Consider the following 25107-nt stretch of genomic DNA (forward strand, 5'->3'; position numbering starts at 1 on the left):
CGTGTGCGGTCGTAGATTCCGCAGCATGACGATCACGACGATGATGAGGTCCGCGCGTGTCCATGAATTCGGCGATGCGTCCGTGATCCGCCACGACACCGTGCCGCGCCCTCGACCCGCCTTCGGCGAAGTGCTCGTCCGTGTCGCCGCGACCTCGTTCAATCCCACCGAGGCCGCCTTGCGCGCCGGGATGCTGCAGGCGTTCCTCCCCGTCGACCTGCCCTACACGCTCGGCTGGGACGTCGCCGGCACCGTGGCCGAGATCGGCGCGGGAGCGCGGGGGTTCGGCGTCGGCGACCGGGTCATCGGGTGGCTCGACAGCGGAGCCGCCGCGGAATACGCACGGGCGCCCGTGGCCGTGCTGGTCGCGGTGCCGGACACCGTCCCTCTCGTGAACGCTGCGGCTCTTCCCCTCGCCGGCCTGACCGCGTGGCAGGCGGTCTTCGAGCACGGGAAGGTGGCCGCCGGTCACCGGGTGCTGGTCAATGGTGCGGGCGGCGGCATCGGCGGCTTCGTGACGCAGCTCGCGAAGCATGCCGGAGCCGAGGTGATCGCCACGGCCGGTGCCCGAAGCGCCGAGGTGGTCCGGCGGCAGGGCGCGGACCATGTGATCGACTACACCGCGGGGCCGGTGGGCGCGTCGCTCGACGGTCCGGTGGACACCCTGCTCAATCTGGTCCATCTGAGCCCGTCGGACGCAGCGTCGCTGGCACCTCTGGTGCGACCGGGCGGGCGTATCGTCTCGATCGCGACCCCGGTCGAGACACCCGCCGACGCCGGGGTCACCGCGACGCACATGGTCGCCCGCAACGATACGGCGCAACTGGCGGCGCTCGTTGAACTCGTCGAGGCGGGAACGGTCGCCATCGACATCAGCGAGTCGCGCCCGCTGAGCGACCTCGCAGACGTCCACCGTCTCAGTGAGGCCGGCCGGACCCGGGGCAAGGTCGTCATCGTCCCTTGAGGCCGGGCGGCCGAACCTAACCGGGTACGCGTTGGGCGGTCAGCGCCTTCCCCGACTTCTCCAGCCTCGCCAGCCTCTCCAACTGCCGCTCGGCATGCCGTACGGCCCCTTCTCGCCGGCCCGGCACCCGGCGTCGCAACTCGACGACCACCGGCCCGAGTTCACGCGCGTCGGCGCTCTCGCCGAGGCTCGTCCACTGGTGGTGGGCCCGGTCGACGGCCGCCTCGACGGCAGGCGTGTCCGACGCCTGCCCGGCCCCGAGCCGCGCGTCGGCGACGGTCAGCCAGGTCCGGCAGCTCCGGGCCGGGTCCCCGGCGAACATCGCGAGATCGGCCCGCACCTCGGTCCAGTGCAACGCCTCCTCGGAAGCGACCCCGTACGCCCTGGAGGCGGCCTGCTCCCACTGGGCGGCCAACGCGTCGGCGTCCCCGTGCCGTCCGGCCTGCACGGCGGAGGTGATGAAGGAGTGCGGATCACCGTCCTTGACGAGGGCGAGCCGCCGCGGTGCCTCTGCGACCGGGGCTGCCTGTTGCGCTGGGACCGCCGGTCGAACCGGGGCCTCCCGGTGAACCGGGGCCGGCGGCTTGGCCGGGGTTGCCAACTCCGCTGGACGGGAGACCTCTTCGGCGCCGACCGGCGTTCCCAGCCCGTCCGGGGGTCCCTCTGGGGGAGTTTGAGGACGAGGCCGTTCAGGCCGAGAGCGGGGGTCTGGGGGCGCGTCCCCCAGAGACGGGACGGGTAGGGGCGGCTGGGGCGAGACCGACCCGGTGTTCACCCCACCCCCGGACACCGCGTCCCACGCCAGCACCACATCCCCGTAAGCCGCCCCCTCCGACGACAACCGCCCGAGCGCCTGCTGGTGCAACCGCCCGGCCTCGGGCCGGTAGCCGCTGCGCAGAATCGTCGCGACCGTCTTCATGTACGTCGGGACGGCCACGGCCCGCCGGGGCGGCGGCGGAGCCACCCTCCCGTACACGCTCACCCCTCGCCCCGCGGCGAACGCCCGCCCCGTGACGTACTGCCACGCGGCGGCATCGGCGTGCAGGTCGAGGAACAGGGTCGTCGTCCCCGGTGCCCGCAACCGCAGTTCCTCGGCGATCCAGTGCCAGGGGAACGCCGTGTAGCGAACCGTGGAGGGAGTCGTGCGGGCCAGCGCGAGATGCGGAAGGTGCTGTTTGCGGTCGAGTTGGAGCTGTCCGGTGAGGAACACGGTGAGCGGACCGGGGGACACCGCGGCGGCACGCAGCCGGGTGAGAACGGCCTGCGGCTCCAGCGGATCGGCGAGTTCGACGACGTTCGCGGTGTCGGTGCCGGCCAGCACGGCGGGGGAGACGGCGGCGAGAACGGGCAGCACGGACGCCGCGTCCACCAGACAGCCCTTGCCCACGGGCGAGGCGGCGAGCAGCAGCGCGGTCCCGGTCGTCGAGCCGATCGAACCCGTTGCCCCAGCCATGGTCCCTCCCCTCACGTCCGTCACTTCCCTAGGCAGCACCGTAACCGGTGCGACTGCGAAGGGGGATTGGCGGTACGGCTATGGCCCCCTATGCGCGGCTTTTACCTGACCCGGGGTCAGCCGCACCCTCCGCCGGACCGTCCGCCGCACGCACCGCGAACACCGTCGTGTCGTCGGCCAGCCGCCCACCGGAGTGCCGCAGCGTGCCGTCCCGTACGAACGCCACCAGCCGCCCCGGATCGGCGGTGCGCGGATCCTGCGCGACGGCGTCGGCGACCCGTTCGCGCAGCGGGAAGAAGGTCCCGTCGGCGTCCCTGGCCTCGGTGACACCGTCGGTGACGAGGAGCAGGGTCTCCGCGGCGCCGAGCGGCACCCGGACCACGGACGGCAGCCCGCCGGCGCCCGAGGTCAACTCGCTGAGCCCGAGCGGGAGTCCGTCCCCCGGCGGCAGGCTCCGTACCCCCTCGGGTGACACGATCAGGGAAGGCTCATGACCGAAGTTGACGACCTCGACCACGACCTCGACGCCGAGCCCGTCGGCAGCCGCCCGCCGCTCCTCGGGGAAGCCGATGAGGACGGCCGTGGCGAACCGGTCGCCGTCGTCCCGGCCGACGGCCGCCCGGTAGCGGATGTGCCGCATCATCCGTACCTCCAGGCGTTCCGCGACCGACGCGAGCGCCGGTTCGTGGTATCCGGCCTCCCGGAACGTGCCGAGCAGGGCCGCCGCCGCCTCGACCGCGGCGAGCCCCTTGCCCTGGACGTCACCGATGAGGACCCGGGTGCCGTGCGGGCCCGGCTGGATGTCGTAGAAGTCGCCGCCGACCCGGGCGACGGCGTCGGCGGCGAGATAGACCGCCGCGTGGTCGAGGCCGCCCCAGCCCGGTGGCAGCGGACGCAGCACCGTACGACGGGTGGTCTCGACGACGTCCCGCATGTGCAGCATGCGCCGCTCACCGCGCAGCCGGACCACGCAGGCCAGGACGGCGAGCACCCCGCCGAGGGCGACGAGGATGAAGTCGGGCAGCCCGGTCTGGTACTGGTGCGGCCACGCACCGTCGACGAACACATAGGTGCCGAGGGACAGGACGGCGAAGACGACGGTGCCGGCCACCCGGCAGAGCGCGGCGGCGATCCCGGGCACCAGCACGATCCAGGAGATGATCCGGAACTCGCCGGTGGTGTTCCAGTCGAGGACCGCGATCCCGATGAGCAGCACCAGCGGCGGCACCCAGCCGACACCGCGCCCGGCGGAGAGGGGCGACGAGAAGGCGGGCCCCTCCTCCGTGCCCAGACCCACCGGGCCCACCGGCTTCATGGAACCCAGCGAAACACGGCCGGTCACCGCTGTCGACTTGCCAGGGGACCTCTCCAGGTGTGCTCTGGAGGGCGGGGGGCGAGGAGAGAGAGGAACACTCTCATGGCTCAGACAACGTCCGGCATCCCCGGCAAGGCCGGGTTTCCCGACATCTTCAGTGCCCGGGCCCATCTGGCCGCGAACCGGGCGCTGCCCGTCGTGCTCGGGCTGGTCTACGGCTTCTGGGCCGCGGCCAACCGGCGCGACGGCGGTCCCATCACCGGCTGGAACGTCCTCTTCGGCTTCGTGAGCGCGCTGGCGTTCATGGTGGTGCTGGTCGGCGTACGGGCGGTGGCGCCGCGACTGAGGCGGGAGTCGCACGCGGTGGCGTGGGGCGCGTTCGCCGGGGTCGCGTTCGGGTTCCTGTACAGCCAGACCGGGGCGAGTGTGCTGCGGTCGTGCGGCAACTCGGTGGCGGTCGCGGCGTCCGTGTCCGCGGTGCTGTTCTACCGCTACTACACGCACGAGGACGCGGCGGGCCACCGGGTGGGCTGATCCGGGCCGGACCCGGCCGAAGCCGGACTCAGCCGAAGGTGACGCTCCAGGTGACGTTCCAGGTGAAGCTCCACGTCCCCGAGGCGTTCCCGTGGTCGTGGCCGTGACCGTGGCTGTCGTCCTTCCACTCCGGGCACGGGTCGGCGCACCTGGGCACCGGCCGGCCTCCGGTGTCGACGAAGACGGCGCTCGCCCAGGCGTCGACGCCTGGCAGCCAGTACCAGTGCGGGTTCCCGCGCACGGTCTGTCCGACGACCGAGCACTCGACGCGGCCGTGGCTGCCCGGCGCCAGCCGCCCGACGACGGGCGAGTCGGTGGTCGGCTGCTGCCTCAGGTTCAGCTCGCCGACGGAGACGACGGTGCCCCGGACCCCGGAGCCGTCGGAGCCGGCCGGCGCTGCCGCCATCGCCGTGCCTACGGGTACGGCGGCCAGGATCCCGCCGGTGAACAGGGCCGCGGTCAGGGTCCGCAGGGCCGGAGTGGTGCGCATGGTCGGCCTCCTTCTCCCCAAAACCAGGAAACACCCGTTCGGGTGAACGCTCCACCGGAGGCTCCACCTCGGAGGCTTGTCCAGCACGCCCATATGCAGTCAACGGGCTCGCGTTTCCCCCCTCCGGGCCCTTGCCTGGAGGGGTGCCTCACCGTCTCCGGAGCGTCCTGTCGGCCGTCCTCACCGCCCTCGCGTGCCTTCTGCTGCCCTTCGGCGCGCTCTCGGCCTGGGCGGCGTACGGGCTCGCCGACACCGGCCGGTACGTCACCACGATGGCGCCGCTCGCCGAGAACCCGTACGTCCAGGACGCCATCGCGGACAACGTCGGCGCCGGGATCGTGCACGCTGTCGACGTGGGCCCGCTCGAAGGCACCGTGAACCACTTCGTGCAGGACGCGGTCCACTCGTTCACCCGCACCGAGGCCTTCCGCGCAGCCTGGGACACGGCGAACCGCGCCACCCACGAGGCCGTGCTGCACGCCCTGCGAAACGACCGCCGCACCTATGGCGGTTACGGCGGCGAGGGCGCCGTCACCATCGACCTCGCCCCCGTCACCGCCCAGGTCAAGCGTCAACTCACCGCCGACCACGTGCCGTTGGCGAGCCACATCCCCGTCGCGCACACCGAGGTCGCGGTTCTGCCGGCGCAGGATCTCGTACCGCTCCGGAAGGGTTTTCGCGTGCTCGAAGTCGCCGGTTTCTGGCTTCCGGTGACGGCCGGCGTCCTCGCCGTCGCCGGGATCGCGCTCGCCGTCCGGCGCCGCCGGGCGATCACGGCGACCGCGCTCGGCACGGCGCTCGGCGGGGCGCTGCTCGGTGTCGCGCTCATGATCGCCCGCCGTCTGACCCTCGCCGACCTGCCGCCGGGCGTCTCCGCGCCCGCCGCGGGCGCCGTCTACGACGCCCTGACGGCCACCCTCCGCACGGTCTCCTGGCTGCTCCTCGCCCTCGGCCTGGCCGTCGCCCTCGGTATGTGGGTCACCGACCGGTACGGCCGCGCCGGGCGATCGCGGCGAGCGTCCGCAGTGCCCGGGCCAAGTCCGCTTCCGGCGCCGACGCGAGCCCGAGTCTGACGGCGTCCGGCGCCCGCTGCGGTCCCACGGCGAAGGTGTCCCCCGGTGTGATGGCGATGCCGTGCACCGCGGCGGCGGCCGTGAAGGTGTCCGCCCGCCAGGACGCGGGCAGCTCCCACCAGGCGTAGTAGGCGTACGGATCCGACCGCAGGGTGCCTCCGAACTCCGCCAACTCATGTGCCACCAGCCGCTGTCGACGCGCCGCGTCCAGCCGCTTGGCGGCGACGAGCCGTGCCACGGTCCCGTCCTCGACCCACCGCACCCCGGCCTCCAGCGCGAACCGCCCCGCACTCCACCCACCCGACCGCACGGCCGCCGCCACGGCTTCCGCCCGGTCCGGCGGTACGACGAGAAAGCCCGCGGTGAGTCCGGGCGCGACCCGCTTGGACAACCCGTCGACGACATGGGCCAGTTCGGGAACATGGGCGGCCAGGGGCTCTCCCGAGTCCGTCGTGTCCCTGAGGAACGACCAGATCCGGTCCTCCACCACCGGTACGCCCGACTCCCTGACCACACCCGCGAGTTCGCGCTTCCGCTGCTCGCCCATCGTCACCGACGTCGGGTTGTGCAGCGTCGGCTGGACGTACAGCGCGGACAGGGGAGCGGTGCGATGGGCGGCGGCGAGGGCGTCGGGGCACAGGCCGTCCCGGTCCATGGCGAGGGGCACGAGGGTGATGCCAAGACGGACGGCGATCTCCTTGACCAGCGGGTACGTCAGCGCCTCGACGCCGACCCGGCCGCCCGGACGGACCAGGGAGGCGAGGGCGGCTGCGACGGCCTGCCGGGCGTTGCCCGTGAAGAGGACGCCGTCGGGGTCGGGCCGCCAGCCCGGGGTGGCGAGCAGCCCGGCGACCGCCGCCCTGGCCTCGGCGGTACCGGTGGCGGCCGCCGGGCGCAGCGCCTCGGTGAGCACGTCGGGCCGCAGAAGAGGCGCGAGCGCCGGGGCGAGCAGCTCCGACTGGCCGGGCGCGGAAGGGTAGTTGAGCTCCATGTTGACCGCGGTGGCCCTGTCGCTCAGCGCCGGCTCGGCGAGCGCGCGCCCGCCCGGCTCGGGCGGCGCGGCCCGGACGAACGTGCCGCGTCCGACCTCGCCGACGACCAGTCCGCGCCGCACGAGTTCGCCGTACACCCGCCCGGCCGTCGACCCGGCGATCCCGCGCCGGCGCGCGAACGCCCGTTGCGGAGGCAGCCGTTCACCGGGGCGGAGCCGTCCGGTGGCGATGTCGTCGGCTATCCGGTCGGCGAGGCGTCGGTAGTCGTCCATTGGTTCCCCTGGTCCCCCGTACTCGTTCTCGCGCATTGCACCGAGAGCAAAGATCTTATTGCACCGAGGAGTTGAGCCGATCTAGAGTCGTCCACATGCCCCCTCTCAACCCGATTACCCCTAATACACCCCTCACACCCTTTGCACCCATCACCCCTCTCATCCCTCTCGTCCTCGTACACGGCCACCCCTTCGACCACACGATGTGGAACCCGCAGGTCGAGGCGTTCTCGGCCACCCGCCGGGTCATCGCCCCCGACCTGCGCGGCTACGGCGCCTCCCCGGCGGCCGTCGACGCCGCCACCCCGCTCTCGCGGTTCGCGCAGGACATCGATGAGTTGCTCGACGAGGCGCGGGTGGAGTCGTGCGTGCTCGCCGGGCTGTCGATGGGCGGCCAGATCGTCATGGAGTACTGCGACCGGTTCCCGGAGCGCGTCCGGGGCGTGGTCCTCGCCGACACCTTCCCCGCGCCCGAGACACCGGAGGGCCACCTCGCCCGGAACGCGACGGCGGACCGCCTGCTCGCCGAAGGCATGCGCGGGTACGCCGACGAGGTCCTGGACAAGATGGTGGCCCCCTACGCCGACGCGAGCGTCAGGGCCCACGTCCACCGCATGATGACGGCCACGGACCCCCGGGGCGCGGCGGCAGCCCTCAGGGGCCGGGCCCTGCGCCCCGACTACCGCCCCCTGCTGACCAGGCTCACCGTCCCGGCCCTGGTGATCGTGGGCGCCGACGACACCTACACCCCGGTCTCCGACGCCGAGGCCATGCACGCGGCCCTCCCCGACTCCACGCTCCACGTGATCGAGAAGTCGGCCCACATGCCCAACCTGGAACGCCCGGCGGAGTTCAACAAGGCCCTGGCCGACTTCCTGGCGACCAGGATCGACCTCGACCCCGCCTTCCACCAGCGCGGATGAGCTCGCCGGGACGCACCGGTGTACGGCGATAATGGGGCCATGCCCCGCGAGTTCCCCATCGGCCTCACACCTCCCGACTGGCTGGTGCGGAATCTCCGGCCCCAGCCGGCCCCTCCCGTCAACCGCCCCGCAGTGGCCCGCGCCGCCATCGCCATGGCGCTGCCCCTGGCCGTCGGCCTCGCCACCGGCCACGCCGCCTACGGCGCTCTGGCCTCCATGGGCGCCCTCTCGGGCGTCATCGGGGACACCGCCGACGCGTACCGGATGCGCATCCTCAACATCGCGATCCCCCAGCTCTTCGGCGCCCTCGGCGTCACCCTCGGCTCGCTCGTGTACGGCCAGGGCTGGACCGCCGTCGCCGTCGTCACCGGCGTGGCCCTCGTCTCCGGGATGATCTCGACGATCGGCGCGGTGGCCTCCGTTTCCGGACTGCTGCTGCTCCTCAACTCGGTGATCGGGGCGGGGCTGCCACTGCCGGGAGCCTGGTGGCTGGCGCCGGCGCTGATGTCCGGTGGCGGGCTGCTGGTGCTGGCCCTGGCCCTGCTCGCCTGGCCGCTGCGATCGGGGGTGCCGGAGCGGGCGGCGGTCGCGCAGACCTACCGTACGGTCGCCGAACTGCTCGCCGCCGGCACCACCGACGGCTACGAGGACGCCCGGTACGCCGTCACCCAGTCCCTCAACAAGTCGTACGACCTCGTCCTCGCCCGGCGCGCCCGCCACCACGGCCGCAGCCCCGAACTCGTGCGCCTGCTCGCCCAGTTGAACGCCATCACCCCCGTCATCGAGGCCGCCCCCGCCGCCCACCAGGCCGGCCGCCCGCTGCCGCCCGAGGTCCCGGAGGCGGTCCGCCACCTCGCCGACGCCGTCGAGACCGGCTACACCGGCCCGACCGGGCTGCACATCCCCGCCCCGGCCGACCACACCTCCCGCGCCGTCGAACAGGCGCTGCGTCATGCCGCGGACGTGGTCGGCAGCCGCTCCCCCGACCTGCGTACCGCCATCGCCGACGACGACCGCCTCGGCCGGCCCGCCACCCTGCGCGCCCGCGCCGTCCACTCGGCCCGGGACGTCGTACTGTCCGGCGACTCCTGGCGCTACGGACTGCGCCTCGCGCTGTGCATCGGCCTCGCGCAGGTGCTGGTGTCGACCGTCCCGGTGCCACGGTCGTACTGGGTCGCGCTGACCATCACCTTCGTCCTGAAGCCCGACTTCGGCTCCGTCTTCTCCCGGGCGCTGCTGCGCGCCCTCGGCACGGTCGCGGGGCTGGTGATCGCGGCGGCGGTGCTCGTCCAGGTGCCGCGCGGCTGGTGGGACGTGCCCGTGGTCCTTCTCCTCGCCACGCTGATCCCGGCGTTCACGCCACGCGGTTACGGCTACCAGACGGCCGCCATCACCCCGGTGATCCTCCTGCTCTCCGACGTCCTCAACCACCAGGGCGCGGCCCTGCTGCTGCCCCGGCTCCTCGACTCCCTCATGGGCTGCGGAATCGCGCTCGTCGCGGGCTATCTCCTCTGGCCCGAGAGCTGGCACACCCGCGTCGGCGACCGTCTCGCCGACGCGGTCGCGGACACGGCCCGCTATGTGGACTCGGCGTTCCGCCCGGACACCGAGGGCGCGGCACGGGCACGGATGCGACGGCGCCTGTACCGCGATCTCTCCGTCGTCCGTACGGAGTTCCAGCGGGCCCTGACCGAACCGCCGCCCACCGGACGACGGGCGGCGGCCTGGTGGCCCCTGGTCGTCGCGGTGGAACGCATCGTCGACGCGACGACGGCGGCCCGGGTCCACATCAAGCAGGGCGCCGAGCCGCCGTCCGATGCCGAGATCGCCCATGTCGTCGTCCAGTTGCGGGAGTTGTCGGACGGGCTGCGCCGCGTCGAGACGCTGTACGCGGTGCGCACGGACCTCAGCGGACCGGCGAACAGCGTGCTGGAGCCGCTGCGGCAGGAGGTGGCGGCTGCGAGGGCGGTCACGTCACCGCAGAAGTAGGCGCGAGGCGAAGGGGGGCGCGGGCCGCCCCTGTGCAGAGGGACGGCCCGCGCCTGTGGGGGGTGGGGGCTGCTGGGGCGTGACTAGCGCAGTGCCGCCGCGAGCCCGTTGGCCCACAGCCGGTTCACGCGGGAGCGTTCGGTCGTGTTCGGGACGGCGTTGGTGCAGGACGTGCCGGGACCGCCGCCCGACATCAACTCGCTGCACGGGCCGGAGTAGTGGTCCGGCAGACCGAGCACATGACCTGTCTCGTGCGCGGTGATGCGCGTCGGGTCGTACTGGTCGCTCTGTGCGTAGTCGAGGAAGATGTACCCGCTGCCGTGGCCGTCCGTGGAGGCGTACGAGCCCTGGGAGCTGTTGCCCTCGCGATAGGTGAAGTCGGCGGCGGACGCGGTGCCCGCCTGTAGCTTCACGTTCGTCACCGAGCTGTTCCAGATCGAGGTGGAGCGGGCTATCTCGGCGCTGAAGGAGGGCGCGCGGGACGCGTTGTAGACGACCGTGACGGCGGCGGCCGAGCGCGGGGCGGCGGCACGCTTCTCGGCGACGGACTTCAGTACGGCCTCGAAGAACGCCTTGTTGGCGGCGGCTTCCTCGGCCGATCCTGCGTACGCGACCTTCGCGGTGGCCGCGGTGGTCGCGGGCTCGGGTGCGGCGGAAGCGGGAACTGCCGTACCGAGGGCGAGAGTTGCCAGGCCGAGGCCTAACGCCGCCGCCACGGCACCGGAGATGGGCTTTCTCATCGATGACTCCTTGAGTGGGGGGTGAGTCAGTCGGTCGTACCGTGAGTGTCGGCGGCTGTGCGGCGGCTGTGATGATGGCAAGTCGTGATAGCTCGGCCCTATCACCGCCTTTGTGCGTCTGTCGGAACGCACGGATCCGGCTTAGGCTGCGATGGCATGGACATGTGCATGCGCATGATTCGCGACGCGGAGCCGGTCGCATGGAGCTAGAGGTGAGGCACCTTCGGGCGCTGTGCGCCATCGCCGACACCGGCAGCCTGCACCGGGCCGCCCGCCAACTGGGCGTGGCCCAGCCCTCGTTGAGCACCCAGTTGCGCCGCATCGAGCAGGAGCTGGGCGGCGCGCTGTTCACCCGCACCCGGGCCGGCTGCCGTCCGACGCCGCTCGGCCGGGTCGTCCTGAGCCGGGCCCGGCCCCTGGTGGCGGAGATGCGCTCACTGGTCACGGAGGCGCGGGCCGCCGCGGTGGACGGACCGCAACTGCGCATCGGCTCGACGGCCAGCCGGGCCCTGTCGGGCTGGCTGCGCCGACTCCGTCAGCACCGGCAGGAACCGACCCTCCGCATGGACGTCTCCGCGAACGCGCTGCTGCGCATGGTCGCCGACGGCCAGTTGGACGTGGCGTTCGTGCACGAGGTGGAGGGCTGCCCGCTCCGCGTCCCGGACGGCCTGCGCCTGCGCGTACTGGTCGACAGGGAACCCCAGTTCGTGTCCCTGCCCGCCGACCATCCGGCCGCCGCGAGACCGGTGGTCCACCTCTCAGAGCTGGCCGGCGACCGCTGGATGGTGGACGAGACGGTCGACGGCGAGTTCGACGCCGTACTGCGCATGCTGCACACCGCCGGCCTCAACCCCCGTGTCCTGCACGGCGATTACCACACCACGGCCTCGCTGGTAGCGACCGGCGAGGTCATCGCCGTCTGCCAGGCGACCTGTCTGCCGCGCCCCGAGATGGCCGTACGCCGACTGCACGGCGACCCGCTCGGCGTACGGCTGCTGCTGGCGGCCCGTACGGAGGCGGAACTGGACGGGGTGCATCCGGCGCTGGCGGAGGCGTACGAGGAGGTGGCGAGACAGGCCCCGGCATACCGGGAGTGGCTGGGACAGAGCGCCGACGCCGAAGCGACCGCCACTGTCCCAGCACTCCCGTAACCGTGAGCTGCTCTCCGAACCGACCGGCTCAGACGCCGATGTCGCAGCCGTCCGTACGCCACACGGCGACGACCGCCGGACGGACGATCTTGCCGGGTCCGTCGGGCCACGTGCTGGCGGGCTTCTCCACCGAGGCGCCGTCGATCTCGCCCGGGTGCTGCACGGCGACGAGCACCTGCCGCTCCCCGATGACCGGACCACACGTCTCGGCGCCGGTCGGCACGGTCAGGAACTGCTTGAGCTCACCGCGCCGCGCCCCCTTCGTCGCGACGCCGAACAGGCCGTCGTGGGAGCCGAGTTGGGAACCGTCGGTGGAGATCCACAGGTTGCCGTGGCGGTCGAAGGCGACATTGTCCGGGCAGGAGATCGGGCTGACGTCGTCCTTCGGGAAGCCCGCGAAGTAGGTGGCGGGGTCCTTGGGGTCACCGGCGACGAGGAAGAGCGACCAGGCGAACGAGGTGCTCTCGGCCCGGTTCCACCGCTCGGTCAGCTCCAGGATCTGCCCGTGCTTGTTGGAGTTGCGCGGGTTGGCCTCGTCGGCGGCGGCGAAGCCGGCCTTGCCACGGTTGGTGTTGTTGGTGAGGGCGACATAGACCTTGCCGGTGACCGGGTTGGGCTCGATGTCCTCGGGCCGGTCCATCTTGGTGGCGCCGACCTTGTCCCCGGCGAGCCGCGTGAAGACGAAGACCTCCTCGGCGGTCATGCCGTCGACGTGCGAGACGGCACCCTTGGCGGTGGCGGTCGCCAGCGGGATCCACGTACCGCTGCCGTCGAACTCACCGTCGGCGGGCAGCTTCCCGCTCCCGTCGATCTCGATGGCGGGGGAGTCACCGGTGAGCTTGGCGACGTACAGCGTGCCCTCGTCGAGGAGGGAGAGGTTGTGCTCGCGGACGGACCGCGAATCCCCGTGCCGCATCCGCTTGCTGCTCACGAACTTGTAGAAGTAGTCGAAGCGCTCGTCGTCACCGGTGTAGACGACGGGCCGCCCGTCGGAGGTCAGCCGGATGGTGGCGGCCTCGTGCTTGAAGCGTCCGAGGGCGGTGTGCTTGCGGGGCGTGGAGGAGGGATCGTACGGATCGAACTCGACGACATACCCGAACCGGTGGACCTCGTTGGGCTCCTGCGCGACATCGAACCGCTTGTCGAACCGCTCCCACTTGCGCTCGGTGGCGCCGGTGCCGATGCCGTACCGCTTGTCGGTGTCGCGGGAGGCATTGGCGAAGTACTGGTTGAAGTTCTCCTCGCCGTGGAGCGTGGTCCCCCAGGGGGTCGTCCCCCCGGAGCAGTTGTTGAGCGTGCCGAGGGCCTTGCGCCCGGTCGGGTCGGCGGAGGTCCTGAGCAGCGTGGACCCGGCGGCCGGTCCCGTGATCCGGAACTCGGTGGTGGCGGTGACCCGGCGGTTGAGCGGGTGGCGGAGTACGGGGGTGAGCTTGCCGGTACGCCGGTCGCCCTCGACCACGACTGCCGACAGACCGTGCGCGGCCCAGGCGACCTCGACCTGCTCGCGGGTGGGGTTGGCGGCGTCGTAGCCGCGGAACATCAGGATCTCGTCGGTGTACTCGTGGTTGGCGACCAGGAGCTTCTGGTTCCCGTGCAGCGGGAGCAGGGCGAGGAAGTCGTTGTTGTACCCGAACTGGCCGGCCTGCGCGGCGGCGGTCTGCTTCTCGGGGTCGAAGGCGGGGGCTCCACGGAGTATGGGCTCGCCCCAGCGGATGACGACGTTCTGGCCATAGCCGCCGGGGACGGTCACGGCGTCGGCGGTGTTGGGCGCGACGGGAGTGAAACGCAGACCACGCGGCACGGAGGAGTGGGAGGGACGGGAGGGGTGAGGGTGATGGGAAGCGCCGGTGGCGGCTTCCGCGCTCTCGGCGCCGACGACGTTCGCGGCGGTACCGGCCGCGGTGGCCACGGTGACGACGGCGGCGGCACGCATCACGGAACGGCGGCTGAGGGCGCCGGCGATCACATCGCCGAGGTACTCGTTGGCGCTGGTGTTGGGAACCTCGTGGAAGCAGGCGTCACCACACCGGAAACGGCAGGTCATCGCGGACCGGCCGCCAGGATGCGATCCGGACGACGATCCGATCAACGGCAGCAGCTTGCGCACTTTACTCTCCCCATGGTGTCCCTATACGTGCCTTTGGTGTCAGCGTGACGCTAGGCGGGCGGGAGTGCGCCGGTGGGGACGCCAGATGAACGGAGGGTGAACCCGTCGGAGCGGTAAGGGTGTTGAGGTGCGGGGAAGATGCGGACGGAACCTGCCGCAAGCCCGTCCGACGCCTGCCGGGGGGCGGGGCGCGAGGTTGGCGGAGTGGCGCCCTTGACGCCCGCCGGGTTCCGTGAAAGACCCTGCCCAAGATCGTCAATCCGGCCCGCTAACCTTACGTGTCCGTCCTGGCCAGGGATTGACGGCTACAACTCACGTGAAGGGTTGCGCACATGGGCATTCTCACTCTCCTGCGGAACGCGTTCGGCAAGTCACGCAAGGGGCGTGACGCCGAGGCGGCGCCCGCGCGGGAGGCGGAGTCGGCTCCCCAGCAGGAAGCCACCGAGCCGAAGATTCCGGCACCGTCCCCTGAACCGACCCTGACACCGAAGCCCACAGAGACCCCCTCGGTGGTGGACGAGCTCGTCTCGGCAGCCTTCGACAACGTAACGGTCCCCAAGCCGGCAAGGCCGGTGGACGAGCCGGTACCTCCGGTGACCGAGGCGACTGGGCCGGTGGCCGAGCCGGAGCCGGAGCCGGAGCCGGCGGCTGAGCCTGTGACCGAGGTAGAGGCGAAGACCGAGGTAGAGGTAGAGGTAGATGCCAAGCCGGAGCCGGTCGCCGAGGCGGAGGCAGTGACCGAGGCAGAGGCCGAGGCCGAGACTGCGGCCAAGGCAGAGACTGCGGCCGAGGCCAAGCCTGAAGCAGAGCCTGAGCCGGTCGCCGAGACCGCTCCGGAAGCTGAACCGTTCGCCGAGGCGACCCCTGCCCCGGAACCTGTCGTCGAGGCGGCTCCGGAGCAGGAACCGGTGGCCGAGGTGACCGAGGTCGCCCCGGAACCGGAGCCCGAAGCCGAAGCCGAAGCGGTTGTCGAGCCCGAGGTCGAGCCCGCCGCAGAGGAGCCGACCCCCGAGCCCGCCCCCGAGCCGGAGGCCGAGCCCGTGGCCGAGGAGGCCCCGGAGCAGGAACCGGTGGCCGAGGTGACCGAGGTGACCGAGGTGACCGAGATCGCCCCGGAACCGGAGTCCGAGGCCGAAGCCGAAGCGGTTGTCGAGCCCGAGGTCGAGCCCGCCGCAGAGGAGCCGACCCCCGAGCCCGCTCCCGAGCCGGTGGCCGAGGTGACCCCTGAGCCGGAGCCGGAAGCGGAGTCTGCGCCTGAGGCTGAGGCAACGGGTGAGGACCAGGACCTGGAACCGGCAGCCGCCGACGCACAGGAAGCCCCACAGGTGCCACCCGCACCCGAGGACGAAGGCGCCACGGGTGGTGCGGGTGAGGAAACGGACAAGGCCGACGGCGAAGCCGAGGCCGTACCCGCAACCCTCCTCACCGCGTACAACTCCGCCGCCACCACCCTCACCACCCTCAGCCTCGACAACACCCGCGCCAAGATCTACCTCGTCCTGGACCGCTCCGCGTCCATGCGCCCGTACTACAAGGACGGCTCCGCCCAGGCCCTCGGCGAGCAGACCCTCGCCCTCGCCGCCCATCTCGACCCGGAGGCGACCGTCCACGTCGTCTTCTTCTCCACGGAACTGGACGGCACCGGCGAGCTGACCCTCTCCGACCACGACAACAAGATCGACGAACTCCATGCCTCCCTCGGCCGCATGGGCCGTACGAGCTACCACGCGGCCGTGGAGGAGATCGTCAAGCACTACGAGAAGTCCGGCACCGAGCACCCCGCCCTCATCGTCTTCCAGACGGACGGCGCGCCGGACGCCAAGACCCCCGCCACCCAGTCCCTCACGGAAGCGGCGGCGAAGCACCCCACCCTCTTCTTCTCGTTCGTCGCGTTCGGCGAGCCGGAGAACAAGGCCTTCGACTACCTCCGCAAGCTCAAGACGTCCAACACGTCCTTCTTCCACGCGGGCCCGACCCCCCGCGAGCTGACGGACACGGAGCTGTACGAGGGCGTACTGGCGAACTGGCGCCCGTAGCCAGCAAGCGCAATCCGTAACCCGCAGAACCTCACGCACGACGACCGACAGGGCCCGGGCCATACCCCGGGCCCTGTCCCCGTAATCCCCCACAGTCCCCCGCCAGTAGGATTTCGCGCATGGCGGCCACTGGATCCGAGAAGCAGGGCGGGAAGGCGTACTACGTCTCCACCCCCATTTACTACGTCAACGACGCTCCTCACCTGGGCCACGCCTACACGACCGTCGCAGGCGACGTGCTCACGCGCTGGCACCGTCAGCGCGGCGAGAGGGTGTGGTTCCTCACCGGCACGGACGAGCACGGTCAGAAGATCATGCGCACCGCGGAGGCGAACGGCGTCAGCCCGCAGCAGTGGGCGGACAAGCTCGTCGACGAAGCCTGGAAGCCCCTCTGGGAGCACCTGAACATCGCCAACGACGACTTCATCCGTACGACGGAGAAGCGTCACACGGACCGCGTCCAGGAGTTCGTCCAGGATCTCCACGACAAGGGCGAGATCTACAAGGGCGGCTACGAGGGCCCGTACTGCGTGGGCTGCGAGGAGTACAAGCTCCCGGGCGACCTCATCGAGACCGCGGACGTGGCCGAGGACGGTACGAGGACAAAGCTCTGTGCCATCCACAAGAAGCCGGTGGAGATCCTCAAGGAGGAGAACTACTTCTTCAAGCTGAGCGAGTACGGCGAGAAGCTGCTCGCCCACTACGAGGCGAACCCGGACTTCATCCAGCCCGAGTCGGCGCGCAACGAGGTCGTGAACTTCGTCCGCCAGGGGCTCCAGGACCTCTCCATCTCCCGTTCCACCTTCGACTGGGGCGTCCCGGTCCCGTGGGACGACAAGCACGTGATCTACGTGTGGGTCGACGCGCTGCTGAACTACGCGACGGCGGTCGGCTACAACGAGAACCCGGAAAAGTTCGGGAACACCTTCCCCGCCGACGTCCACCTGGTCGGCAAGGACATCCTCCGCTTCCACGCGATCATCTGGCCCGCGATGCTGATGGCACAGGGTCTGCCGCTGCCCGGCAAGGTCGCGGCCAACGGCTGGCTGATGGTCGGCGGCGAGAAGATGTCGAAGTCGAACCTGACGGGCATCAAGCCGCAGGACCTGACCTCCCACTTCGGTGTGGACGCGTACCGCTGGTATTTCCTGCGCGCGATCACGTTCGGCCAGGACGGCTCGTTCTCCTGGGAGGACTTCTCCGCCCGTTACACGAGCGAGCTGGCGAACGACTACGGGAACCTCGCGTCGCGGGTGGCCGCGATGGTCGGCAAGTACTTCGGCGGTGCCCTGCCGGAGGCGACGGCGGCGGGCGAGGCCGAGAAGGCCGTCCAGGACGGCATGGCCAAGGCGGCGGCCGAAGCCGACCGCCGGATCGGCGACGAGGTGGACTTCCAGGGCGGCATCCTGGCGATCTTCGACTTCGTGAAGCAGGTCAACGGCTACATCACGGAGCAGGAGCCCTGGAAGGTCGCGAAGGACGAGTCGCCCGAGGGCAGGTCCCGCCTGGCGACGATCCTCTACACGGCCGCGGAGTCGCTGCGCGCGGTGGCGGTCCTGCTGAACCCGGTGATGCCGGAGACCTCGCAGAAGCTCTGGGACTCCCTCGGCGCGGACGCCGTCCTCGGCGCGCTCGCGGACCAGCGCGTCGCCGACGCCGCCACCTGGGGCCGGCTCCCGGCGGGCGCGACGATCACCAAGGGCGCGGTGCTGTTCCCGCGCCTGGAGGAGAAGCCGAACGCGTAGTACGCATGCGAGGCCCCGCACCCCTTTCCGGGTGCGGCTGCGTGCCACCCGGGGGACCCTGCGTCCATGGCGTACAACAAGCTGGAGATCTGGGCCACGGGCGAGTGGCACGGCGTTCGGGGAGCCCGCCCACTTGGACGGCCCTTCGGGGTGCCGGGCGACTTCACGTGTGGCCGAAGGCAGGCCACAGGCCCGATGCGGCAGTCACTCAAGGCCGAGCTGAACAGGCTGCTGCAGGTCAACGACCCCATCGAGGTGGTCATGGAAGACGGACTCACGCTGTACTTCGCACCCGGGACAATGGGCCCGTTCCGCATAGCCGGCGGCGAGGACGAGGAGTCCTGACAGCACGAGGCCACGGGGCTACGCCGACGTTCAGAACTCGGGGGGCTCGGGCTCGGGCTCGGCCAGCCAGACGGTCGACTGGCCCGTACGGCGGGCGACGATGTCGAAGTCCCGGTCGTGGTGGAGAAGGGTCAGACCCGACAGCTCCGCCGTGGCGGCGACGAGCAGGTCGACCGGCCCGGCCGAGCGGTGCTCACCGTTGTCGGTGAGCAGCTGCTGGACCTCGCGAGCGCGCTGATGGATGCCGTCGGGCATCGAGGTCCAGGCGAACAACCGCCGCAGGCGTTCCTGCTTGGCATCCCGGTCCTTTCCGGAGCGGGCGGAGTAGAGGAGTTCCAGCTCGGTCAGGTCGCAGAGCGCGACCAGCCCGTTGTCGAGGACCTGTTGCCATCGCTCGTCATACGCGTCGCTGCTGAGCAGGCGTACAACAGCCGAGGTGTCGATCAGATACGAGGCGTCACTCACCGGCGGTAGTTCCTCTTGTCCAGAAGGATGTCGAAGTCACCTCGCGCTCCCATCTCCCGGAGCTCAGCCAGCGCTATGGCCCGGCTGCGCCGCTTGGCGACTTCCAGAAGCGCGGTGTTGACGGTGTCCTTCTTGGTCTTGGTGCCAAGCAGGAGCTGGGCTTCCGCCAGAGCCTCGTCGTCGACCTCAATGAGCAGCTTCGACATGACAGACCTCCCAATATAGATAAGCGACTCATGGAATATATACCGGCGTCGCGAGCGTCCACTCACGGCTACGATTTCAGGGTTCGCGAAGCAGCAGGAAACCAACCTGGGAGCAACCCCCCGATGGCTCGACACCTCATCACCAGCGCCCTTCCGTACATCAACGGGATCAAGCACCTGGGCAACATGGTGGGGTCGATGCTCCCGGCGGACGTCTACTCCCGCTATCTCCGTCAGCGCGGGCACGACGTCCTCTACATCTGCGCGACCGACGAACACGGCACCCCGGCCGAGCTGGCCGCGAAGGAGCAGGGCATCCCCGTCGCGGAGTTCTGCGCGCAGGCGCACGACGCGCAGAAGGCGGTGTACGACGGGTTCGCGCTGGCCTTCGACTACTTCGGGCGGAGTTCCTCTCCGCAGAACGTGGAGATCACCCAGCACTTCGCCCGCCGTCTCAACGAGAACGGCTTCATCGAAGAGCGTGCGATCCGCCAGGTGTACAGCCCCACCGACGGCCGCTTCCTCCCGGACCGGTATGTCGAGGGCACCTGTCCCCACTGCGGCTACGACAAGGCGCGCGGCGACCAGTGCGAGAACTGCACCCGGGTGCTCGACCCCACCGACCTGATCGACCCCAGGTCCGCCATCTCGGGCTCGACGGACCTGGAGGTCCGCGAGACCAAGCACCTCTTCCTGCTCCAGTCGAAGCTCCAGCACGAGGTCGAGGAGTGGGTGACCGCCCACGAGGGCCAGTGGCCCCACCTCGCCTCCTCCATCGCCCGCAAGTGGCTCACCGAGGGCCTGCACGACCGGGCGATCACCCGTGACCTGGACTGGGGCGTGCCGGTCCCGGCGGACACCTGGCCGGAACTGGCGGCGGAGGGCAAGGTCTTCTACGTCTGGTTCGACGCCCCGATCGAGTACATCGGCGCGACGAAGGAGTGGTCGGACGAGCAGCCGGAGACCAGGGACTGGAAGTCCTGGTGGTACGAAGCGGATGAGAGCGTCCGCTACACGGAGTTCATGGCGAAGGACAACGTCCCGTTCCACACGGTGATGTTCCCGGCCACCGAACTCGGCGTCCGTGAACCGTGGAAGAAGGTCGACGTCGTCAAGGCCTTCAACTGGCTGACGTACTACGGCGGAAAGTTCTCCACGTCCCAGAAGCGGGGCGTCTTCACCGACCAGGCGCTGGACATCCTCCCGGCCGACTACTGGCGCTACTTCCTCATCGCCAACGCCCCCGAGTCCGACGACTCCTCCTTCACCTGGGAGCACTTCACCGCCACGGTGAACAAGGACCTGGCGGACACCCTCGGCAACTTCGTCAACCGCGTCCTCTCCTTCTCGAAGAAGCGCTTCGGCGACGAGGTCCCGGCGGGCTCGGCGGCCGGCGAGGCGGAGGCGAGGCTGGGCGAGCAGATCGCCGAGCTGCTCGCGGAGTACGAGAGCCAGTTGGAGGCACTCCAGTTCCGCAAGGCGGCGGCGGCCCTGCGCGCCCTGTGGTCGGCGGGCAACTCCTACCTGGAGGAGAAGGCCCCCTGGCTGGAGATCAAGACCGACCAGGACGGCGCGGCCCTGACCCTCCGTACGGCGATGAACCTCATCCACCTCTACGCCGTGGTCTCGGAACCCTTCATCCCCGCGACGGCGGCGACGATGCGCGCGGCGTTCGCGCTGGACGCCGACACCCGGACGTGGGTCACGGCCGACGAGGCGAAGTCGCTGTCCGCCGTGCCCGCGGGCACCGCCTTCACGGTCCCGCCGGTGCTGTTCGCGAAGCTGACGGACGAGGACCTGGCGACGTACAAGGAGCGCTTCGGCGGCGCACCCGAGTGACCCGGCCCTCGCACCCGCGCCTTACACGGTGACACCGCACCGCCCGTCAACTCGCTGGAGTCGACGGGCGGTTCCTTCGGTCGGGTCGCCGGCATCGGCCTCGGTGTCCGCGTCGGCACCCGGCGGACCGGATGTGCGCCCGAGGGCGCTGCGGGCGGCGCTGACGTACTGGAGCCCCTCCACGGCGGTCTGCCTCGCGAGCGCGTACTCGGCGGGCGTGCGGGCGGCGGCCAGTTGGCCGCGGGCGGTGTGATGCCGTCCGGTCGCCTCGGCCAACGCCTGCGCGGCGACTTCGTCGGCCCCCGGCCGCAGACCGGCCAGACTCCCTCCGAGCCGCACGACCCACCGGTTGGCCTCGACCTCGGCGTCCAGCCCGGACAGGCCGGACGCAGCCGTGCGCATTCCCGCCTGCCTGCGCAGAAGGATGCCGGAAACCACCGCTCCGACGATCAGCAGCAGCGTGAGCGGAACGACGATTCCCATGACTTCCTCCAGCGAACAGCGAACAGCGGGCGTGAGTCGAACATGCCGTGAGGTGCGGTTACCCCACTGCGACAGTTCCCATCAAACGCCCCGCCACTGTGCCCTTCCGACGAGAAGTCTGTGCGCTGCCTGCGAACCTCCCGTGCGCGTACGCTGGCTGGGCTTACCTGGACATGAGTCCGCATGTGGACGTACGGGTCCACCCAACGGGGGGTCAACCATGGCACTTTTCGGCAACGCGCACACCGTCGATCCGGCCGCCGCGCAGCAGGACTACGCCCGGCTGCTCGGCCAGAACGAGCAGGTCCACGCGGCGTACCAGCTGATCCGCGACACCATCCTGTTCACCGACCGCCGGCTCCTCCTGGTGGACAAGCAGGGCATCACCGGCAAGAAGGTCGAGTACCACTCGGTCCCGTACCGCAGCATCACCCACTTCGCGGTCGAGACCGCCGGCACCTTCGACCTCGACGCCGAGCTCAAGATCTGGATCTCCGGCTCCCCGACCCCGGTCCAGAAGACGTTCACCAAGGGCGTCGACATCTACGAGGTCCAGGCGATCCTGACGCAGTTCGTCGCGAAGTAGGTCCGTAGACGGCAGATCCACCGATCATGGCCCGCCCCAAGCCCTGGTAAAGTCCGCTCACTTGTGCGAGGGCTGTGTCCCTCCTGAGGAGGGAACTTCACGTGGGCAGACAGGCCCTGCGGCAGGGCGGGCCGACCGCGCTCGTCTCCGCTTTCATGGTCGCCCTTGCGGCCGGAACCATCACTCTGTTCGCCGCGACACCCGACGGCGGTGGCGCGGCGCAGGCCGCCACGGCGTCCGGGACGACCGGGGCGACCGCGACGACCGGGACGACCGGGACCGCTGAGATCGTCCTGGACGATCCACGCTCGAAGACCCCGCGCACCGAGCGCCTGCTCGGGGCGGGCGAGACCGGCTTCCTGCATCGGCAGGCCGACGTCGCGGGCCTGCTGTGGACGAAGTACACGGACGGCACGACCGTCACCGTGCAGGGCCCGAGCGGGGCATACCAGCCGAACGCCGCCACCGGCTGCTACGACATCACCCTGGCGTGCCCGTCGGGCCTCTTCGCGCAGGCCGGCGACATCGTGGCGATGCCGCCCCGCAGCCCCGGCGACCCGGCTGTGCTGTGGAGCCCGGACGGCAGCGCGCTGCGGACCGTCGACCTGCCGTACGGCGACTACGTCGGAACGTACGGGTCGACAGTCGTCGCGATGGACAACGACCGTGCCGCGGTGGAAGTGATCGACTTCGTCGACGGCGAGCAGCGCGACCGTACGGTGACCGGTCTCGCGGGCGACGAGTACCGGCGCTACGAGTTCGGCAGTACCGGTGACCGGGCCGGTGCGGTGCTCGCCTACGCGGTCTTTCAGCCTGACCACACCCGCAGGTCCACCATCGGTTATCTCGACTTCGCCACCGCCGAGTTCACCGTGGCCTTCACCGGTGCGGACGATTTCCCCGAAGTCGTACTCACCGAGGACCGGATCGGCTGGTACACACCGGCCTCCGGCCTGCACCTGAAGCCCCGCGCCGACCTCACCGCCGAGGAGACGGTCCCGGTCGCCGGGAATCCCGACACCGGCGAGGCCGTCGACGTTTCTGCTCCCGTTCTCGTCGGGGACTGGCTCGTGCTGGCGGACCCGAACGGCGGCAGCACGGCCGTCTCCCTGGCCGACGGCTCCACCCGCACCCTGCTGGACAGCGCCTACGGCAATCCGCTGGCCGCCCCCGACGGCTCCGCCCTGGTCACCGGCGGCACCGGCGCCGCCGACTGGTGGATCCACCGGATCACCGAAGGCCCGGACGGCGCCCCGCAGTTGACGAAGCTGTACAAGGTCGCCCCGTACGAGAACCCCAAGAGCGGGGTCGCCCTCAGCCGGGGCCACCTGCGCGTCGCGGAGAACACCTCGGGCGACGACTCGACGTCCGTCCGCACCCTCACCACGGACAACGGCACCACGCTGACCGCGTCCGCCGCCAGGAGTGGACAGACGGTCAACCCCATCTGCCCGTACGCGGGCACCGTCTGCTCGGTCCTGTGGGGCAACCACGGCGCGGAGCCCGAGGACGTCTTCCTCCAGCGGACCGGCGGCGGCAAGGAACGCCTGATGTCCATCAACGAGGAATGGGGCAACAGCACACTGGCGTTCGGCACCGGGGGCGGCGCCATCGTCGACGTCTCCGACAACTACGTCGTCTACAACTCCGGCGGCACCGCACCCGCGCAGTACGTGGGCGAGTTCGTCCAGGGCCAGAAGCTGAAGCGCACGATCCGCGCCGCCGCCCTGGGCGGCTCCACCCTCTGGAGCGCCACCGGCACGTCCGGTCAGCTCACCTCGTACAGCCTCACCGCGAACAAGACCCTCGCCACGGTCACCGTCCCGGGCCTCGGCTGCGTGCCGAGCGAGCTCCAGGCGGCGGGCCGCTGGGTGTACTGGGCCTGCGGTACGTCCTCGGCGGGCGTGTACGACACCAAGTCCCGCAAGTCGACCGCCGTCAAGCCCGGTGATGTGCTGCTCGGTGACGGCTTCACCGTCCGCCACGACCACACCACCGACGAACTGGTCCTCACCCGGACGCCCACCGGCACCACCCGCGTCCTCGCCTCCCACGTCCCGGACACCGGTCTGGCAGTGGACCGCCGTTACCGCTGGACCGTCGACGAGTACACGGGCCTGGTCGCCTGGTTCGGCGCGTACGAGCAGACACACGTCGCCACCACCGGCGTCGCCCCGTCCGCCCCGACCGCGTTCGTCAGCGCGATCGACGACGTCTACGTGGATGTGCCCACCGCGGCGGCCTACCCCTGGCGGGGCTCCTGGCTGCTCTCCCGCCCGGTCACCTCCTGGTCCCTCACCTTCACCTCGGAGCAGAGCACCGCGACCGGCCGGGTCACTCGCACGTTCACCGGCGGCGCGACCCGTGCCTGGCTGTCAGCGAGCTGGAACGGGCGTACGGCGAACGGGAGTTACTTCCCCAACGGCGAGTTCACCTGGTCCCTGAAGGCGACCGGCCTCAGCACCGCGGCACCGGTCACGGCGGCCACCGGTACGGGCTTCGTCGAGCGTGGCTCTGCGGTGCGCCACGACTTCACCGACCTCGAAGGACCGGACGGCCTCGGTGACCTGCTCACCCTCAGCGGCTCCGGCGCCCTGGCCTTCCACGACGGCAACGGAAAGGGCGGGATCAGCCGCGACAACGGCGAGAACACCGGAACCGGCTGGCCCGCCTCCGTCACGGCCGTCGCCTTCGGCGACCTGAGCGGCGACCGCTGCAACGACGTCCTCGTCAGAATGGCCAACGGGGCCCTGCGCCTCTACAAGCCGCGCTGCGGCTACCCGGTCACGCCGAGCACCTCGTACACCACCCTCGCCGCCTCCGGCTGGACCCAGCACGACATCCTCACCTCCCCGGGTGACGTCTCCGGCGACGGCCGTCCCGACCTGATCGCCCGCAAGGCGTCCACCGGGGCCGTCTACCTCTACAAGGGCACCAGCGCCGGCAAGCTGTCCGCGCCTGTCGCCCTGTACGCCGACTGGAAGGGCTACAAGAAGATCGTCGGAGCCGGAGACCTCGACGGCGACGGAATCGGCGACCTCCTCGCCCAGGACAAGGCCGACAACCTGTACCGGTTCAACGGCACGGGCAGGGGCACCTTCACCGCCCGTACCAAGCTGTTCGGTTCGTGGGGAGCCTCGTACAACGCGGTCGTCGGCATCGGCGACCTCAACAGCGACGGCAAGGCGGACCTCGTAGCCCGCGACACCGCCGGCAACCTGTACCGCCAGAGCGGGGACGGGAAGGGGTCGTTCGGGGCTCGGGCGAAGATCGGGAGCGGCTGGGGCGGCTACAAGTCCCTCTCCTGAACCGCACGTCGCGGATCGAGGCGCCCGGGGTGCACGTTGCCCCGGGCGCCTCGGCGTTGCAGAGGAGCCAGTCGTCACACACCTGCCGACG

General features: G+C 70.9%; 21 protein-coding genes. 12 read left to right on the forward strand and 9 right to left on the reverse strand.

The window, feature by feature from the left end; all coding sequences use genetic code 11:
- Positions 1–25: 25 nt before the first annotated feature.
- On the forward strand, positions 26–964 hold the full coding sequence (locus OHN74_RS21055) for an NADP-dependent oxidoreductase (RefSeq protein WP_327696109.1): 939 nt from the start codon (positions 26–28) through the stop codon (positions 962–964).
- Between the two features lie 16 nt (positions 965–980).
- Here OHN74_RS21055 and OHN74_RS21060 read toward each other — a convergent pair whose 3' ends face one another.
- Positions 981–2417 (reverse strand): hypothetical protein, encoded by a 1437-nt coding sequence (locus OHN74_RS21060; protein WP_327696110.1) that lies wholly within the window; start codon positions 2415–2417, stop codon positions 981–983.
- A gap of 88 nt (positions 2418–2505) precedes the next feature.
- Positions 2506–3732 carry a PP2C family protein-serine/threonine phosphatase gene (locus tag OHN74_RS21065; RefSeq protein ID WP_327696111.1) on the reverse strand — a complete coding sequence of 409 codons (1227 nt, stop codon included), beginning with the start codon at positions 3730–3732 and terminating at the stop codon, positions 2506–2508.
- A 102-nt stretch (positions 3733–3834) separates the two neighbouring features.
- Here OHN74_RS21065 and OHN74_RS21070 point away from each other — a divergent pair, with 102 nt between their 5' ends.
- Positions 3835–4266, forward strand: a complete 432-nt coding sequence (locus OHN74_RS21070; RefSeq protein WP_327696112.1) for a hypothetical protein — start codon at positions 3835–3837, stop codon at positions 4264–4266.
- Positions 4267–4294: 28 nt separating this feature from the next.
- Here OHN74_RS21070 and OHN74_RS21075 read toward each other — a convergent pair whose 3' ends face one another.
- Positions 4295–4756 (reverse strand): SH3 domain-containing protein, encoded by a 462-nt coding sequence (locus tag OHN74_RS21075; protein ID WP_327696114.1) that lies wholly within the window; start codon positions 4754–4756, stop codon positions 4295–4297.
- Between the two features lie 143 nt (positions 4757–4899).
- Here OHN74_RS21075 and OHN74_RS21080 point away from each other — a divergent pair, with 143 nt between their 5' ends.
- Positions 4900–5829, forward strand: a complete 930-nt coding sequence (locus OHN74_RS21080) for a hypothetical protein (protein WP_327696115.1) — start codon at positions 4900–4902, stop codon at positions 5827–5829.
- Here OHN74_RS21080 and OHN74_RS21085 read toward each other — a convergent pair.
- A complete protein-coding gene (locus OHN74_RS21085; protein WP_327696116.1) occupies positions 5735–7093 on the reverse strand; it encodes an aminotransferase-like domain-containing protein in 1359 nt (452 codons plus the stop codon). The two genes, OHN74_RS21080 and OHN74_RS21085, sit on opposite strands and share 95 nt — an antisense overlap.
- A gap of 95 nt (positions 7094–7188) precedes the next feature.
- Here OHN74_RS21085 and OHN74_RS21090 point away from each other — a divergent pair, with 95 nt between their 5' ends.
- Together OHN74_RS21090 and OHN74_RS21095 are read left to right on the forward strand one after the other, a co-directional pair.
- Positions 7189–8016: an alpha/beta fold hydrolase gene (locus OHN74_RS21090; RefSeq protein WP_327696117.1), complete on the forward strand. Its 828-nt coding sequence runs from the start codon at positions 7189–7191 to the stop codon at positions 8014–8016.
- Positions 8017–8055: 39 nt separating this feature from the next.
- A complete protein-coding gene (locus tag OHN74_RS21095) occupies positions 8056–10005 on the forward strand; it encodes an FUSC family protein (protein WP_327696118.1) in 1950 nt (649 codons plus the stop codon).
- An 83-nt stretch (positions 10006–10088) separates the two neighbouring features.
- Here the strand turns inward: OHN74_RS21095 and snpA are convergent, their stop codons facing one another.
- Positions 10089–10745, reverse strand: a complete 657-nt coding sequence (gene snpA / locus OHN74_RS21100; RefSeq protein ID WP_327696119.1) for a snapalysin — start codon at positions 10743–10745, stop codon at positions 10089–10091.
- A 200-nt stretch (positions 10746–10945) separates the two neighbouring features.
- Here snpA and OHN74_RS21105 point away from each other — a divergent pair, with 200 nt between their 5' ends.
- Entirely contained in the window at positions 10946–11896 is a 951-nt protein-coding gene (locus OHN74_RS21105; protein WP_327696120.1) for a LysR family transcriptional regulator, read from the forward strand.
- Positions 11897–11924: 28 nt separating this feature from the next.
- On the opposite strand, the gene OHN74_RS21110 is transcribed toward OHN74_RS21105, so the two are convergent.
- Positions 11925–14003 carry a PhoX family protein gene (locus OHN74_RS21110; protein ID WP_327696121.1) on the reverse strand — a complete coding sequence of 693 codons (2079 nt, stop codon included), beginning with the start codon at positions 14001–14003 and terminating at the stop codon, positions 11925–11927.
- A 332-nt stretch (positions 14004–14335) separates the two neighbouring features.
- On the opposite strand from OHN74_RS21110, the gene OHN74_RS21115 reads away from it, so the two are divergent.
- From OHN74_RS21115 to OHN74_RS21125, 3 genes are all read left to right on the forward strand, one after another.
- Positions 14336–16039 carry a VWA domain-containing protein gene (locus OHN74_RS21115; RefSeq protein ID WP_327696122.1) on the forward strand — a complete coding sequence of 568 codons (1704 nt, stop codon included), beginning with the start codon at positions 14336–14338 and terminating at the stop codon, positions 16037–16039.
- 119 nt (positions 16040–16158) lie between these two features.
- Positions 16159–17784, forward strand: coding sequence for a methionine--tRNA ligase (gene metG, locus OHN74_RS21120; protein WP_327696123.1), 1626 nt, complete (start codon positions 16159–16161; stop codon positions 17782–17784).
- A gap of 66 nt (positions 17785–17850) precedes the next feature.
- On the forward strand, positions 17851–18129 hold the full coding sequence (locus OHN74_RS21125) for a hypothetical protein (RefSeq protein WP_327696124.1): 279 nt from the start codon (positions 17851–17853) through the stop codon (positions 18127–18129).
- Between the two features lie 30 nt (positions 18130–18159).
- On the opposite strand, the gene OHN74_RS21130 is transcribed toward OHN74_RS21125, so the two are convergent.
- Together OHN74_RS21130 and OHN74_RS21135 are read right to left on the reverse strand one after the other, a co-directional pair.
- Complete coding sequence (locus tag OHN74_RS21130; protein ID WP_327696125.1) at positions 18160–18594, reverse strand: PIN domain nuclease; 435 nt, start codon at positions 18592–18594, stop codon at positions 18160–18162.
- The gene (locus OHN74_RS21135; protein ID WP_055525124.1) at positions 18591–18800 is read right to left on the reverse strand and encodes a type II toxin-antitoxin system VapB family antitoxin; all 210 of its coding nucleotides are present in this window, start codon (positions 18798–18800) and stop codon (positions 18591–18593) included. The genes OHN74_RS21130 and OHN74_RS21135 overlap by 4 nt, the downstream gene beginning before the upstream one ends.
- A gap of 123 nt (positions 18801–18923) precedes the next feature.
- Here OHN74_RS21135 and metG (OHN74_RS21140) point away from each other — a divergent pair, with 123 nt between their 5' ends.
- Complete coding sequence (metG, locus tag OHN74_RS21140; RefSeq protein ID WP_327696126.1) at positions 18924–20639, forward strand: methionine--tRNA ligase; 1716 nt, start codon at positions 18924–18926, stop codon at positions 20637–20639.
- Between the two features lie 21 nt (positions 20640–20660).
- Here the strand turns inward: metG (OHN74_RS21140) and OHN74_RS21145 are convergent, their stop codons facing one another.
- Positions 20661–21122: a hypothetical protein gene (locus tag OHN74_RS21145; RefSeq protein WP_327696127.1), complete on the reverse strand. Its 462-nt coding sequence runs from the start codon at positions 21120–21122 to the stop codon at positions 20661–20663.
- Between the two features lie 220 nt (positions 21123–21342).
- On the opposite strand from OHN74_RS21145, the gene OHN74_RS21150 reads away from it, so the two are divergent.
- Together OHN74_RS21150 and OHN74_RS21155 are read left to right on the forward strand one after the other, a co-directional pair.
- A complete protein-coding gene (locus tag OHN74_RS21150) occupies positions 21343–21708 on the forward strand; it encodes a PH domain-containing protein (RefSeq protein ID WP_327696128.1) in 366 nt (121 codons plus the stop codon).
- Between the two features lie 101 nt (positions 21709–21809).
- Positions 21810–25016, forward strand: coding sequence for an FG-GAP repeat domain-containing protein (locus OHN74_RS21155; protein ID WP_327696129.1), 3207 nt, complete (start codon positions 21810–21812; stop codon positions 25014–25016).
- Positions 25017–25107: the final 91 nt, after the last annotated feature.

This window comes from Streptomyces sp. NBC_00459, assembly GCF_036013955.1.
In the GTDB taxonomy this organism is placed as follows: domain Bacteria; phylum Actinomycetota; class Actinomycetes; order Streptomycetales; family Streptomycetaceae; genus Streptomyces.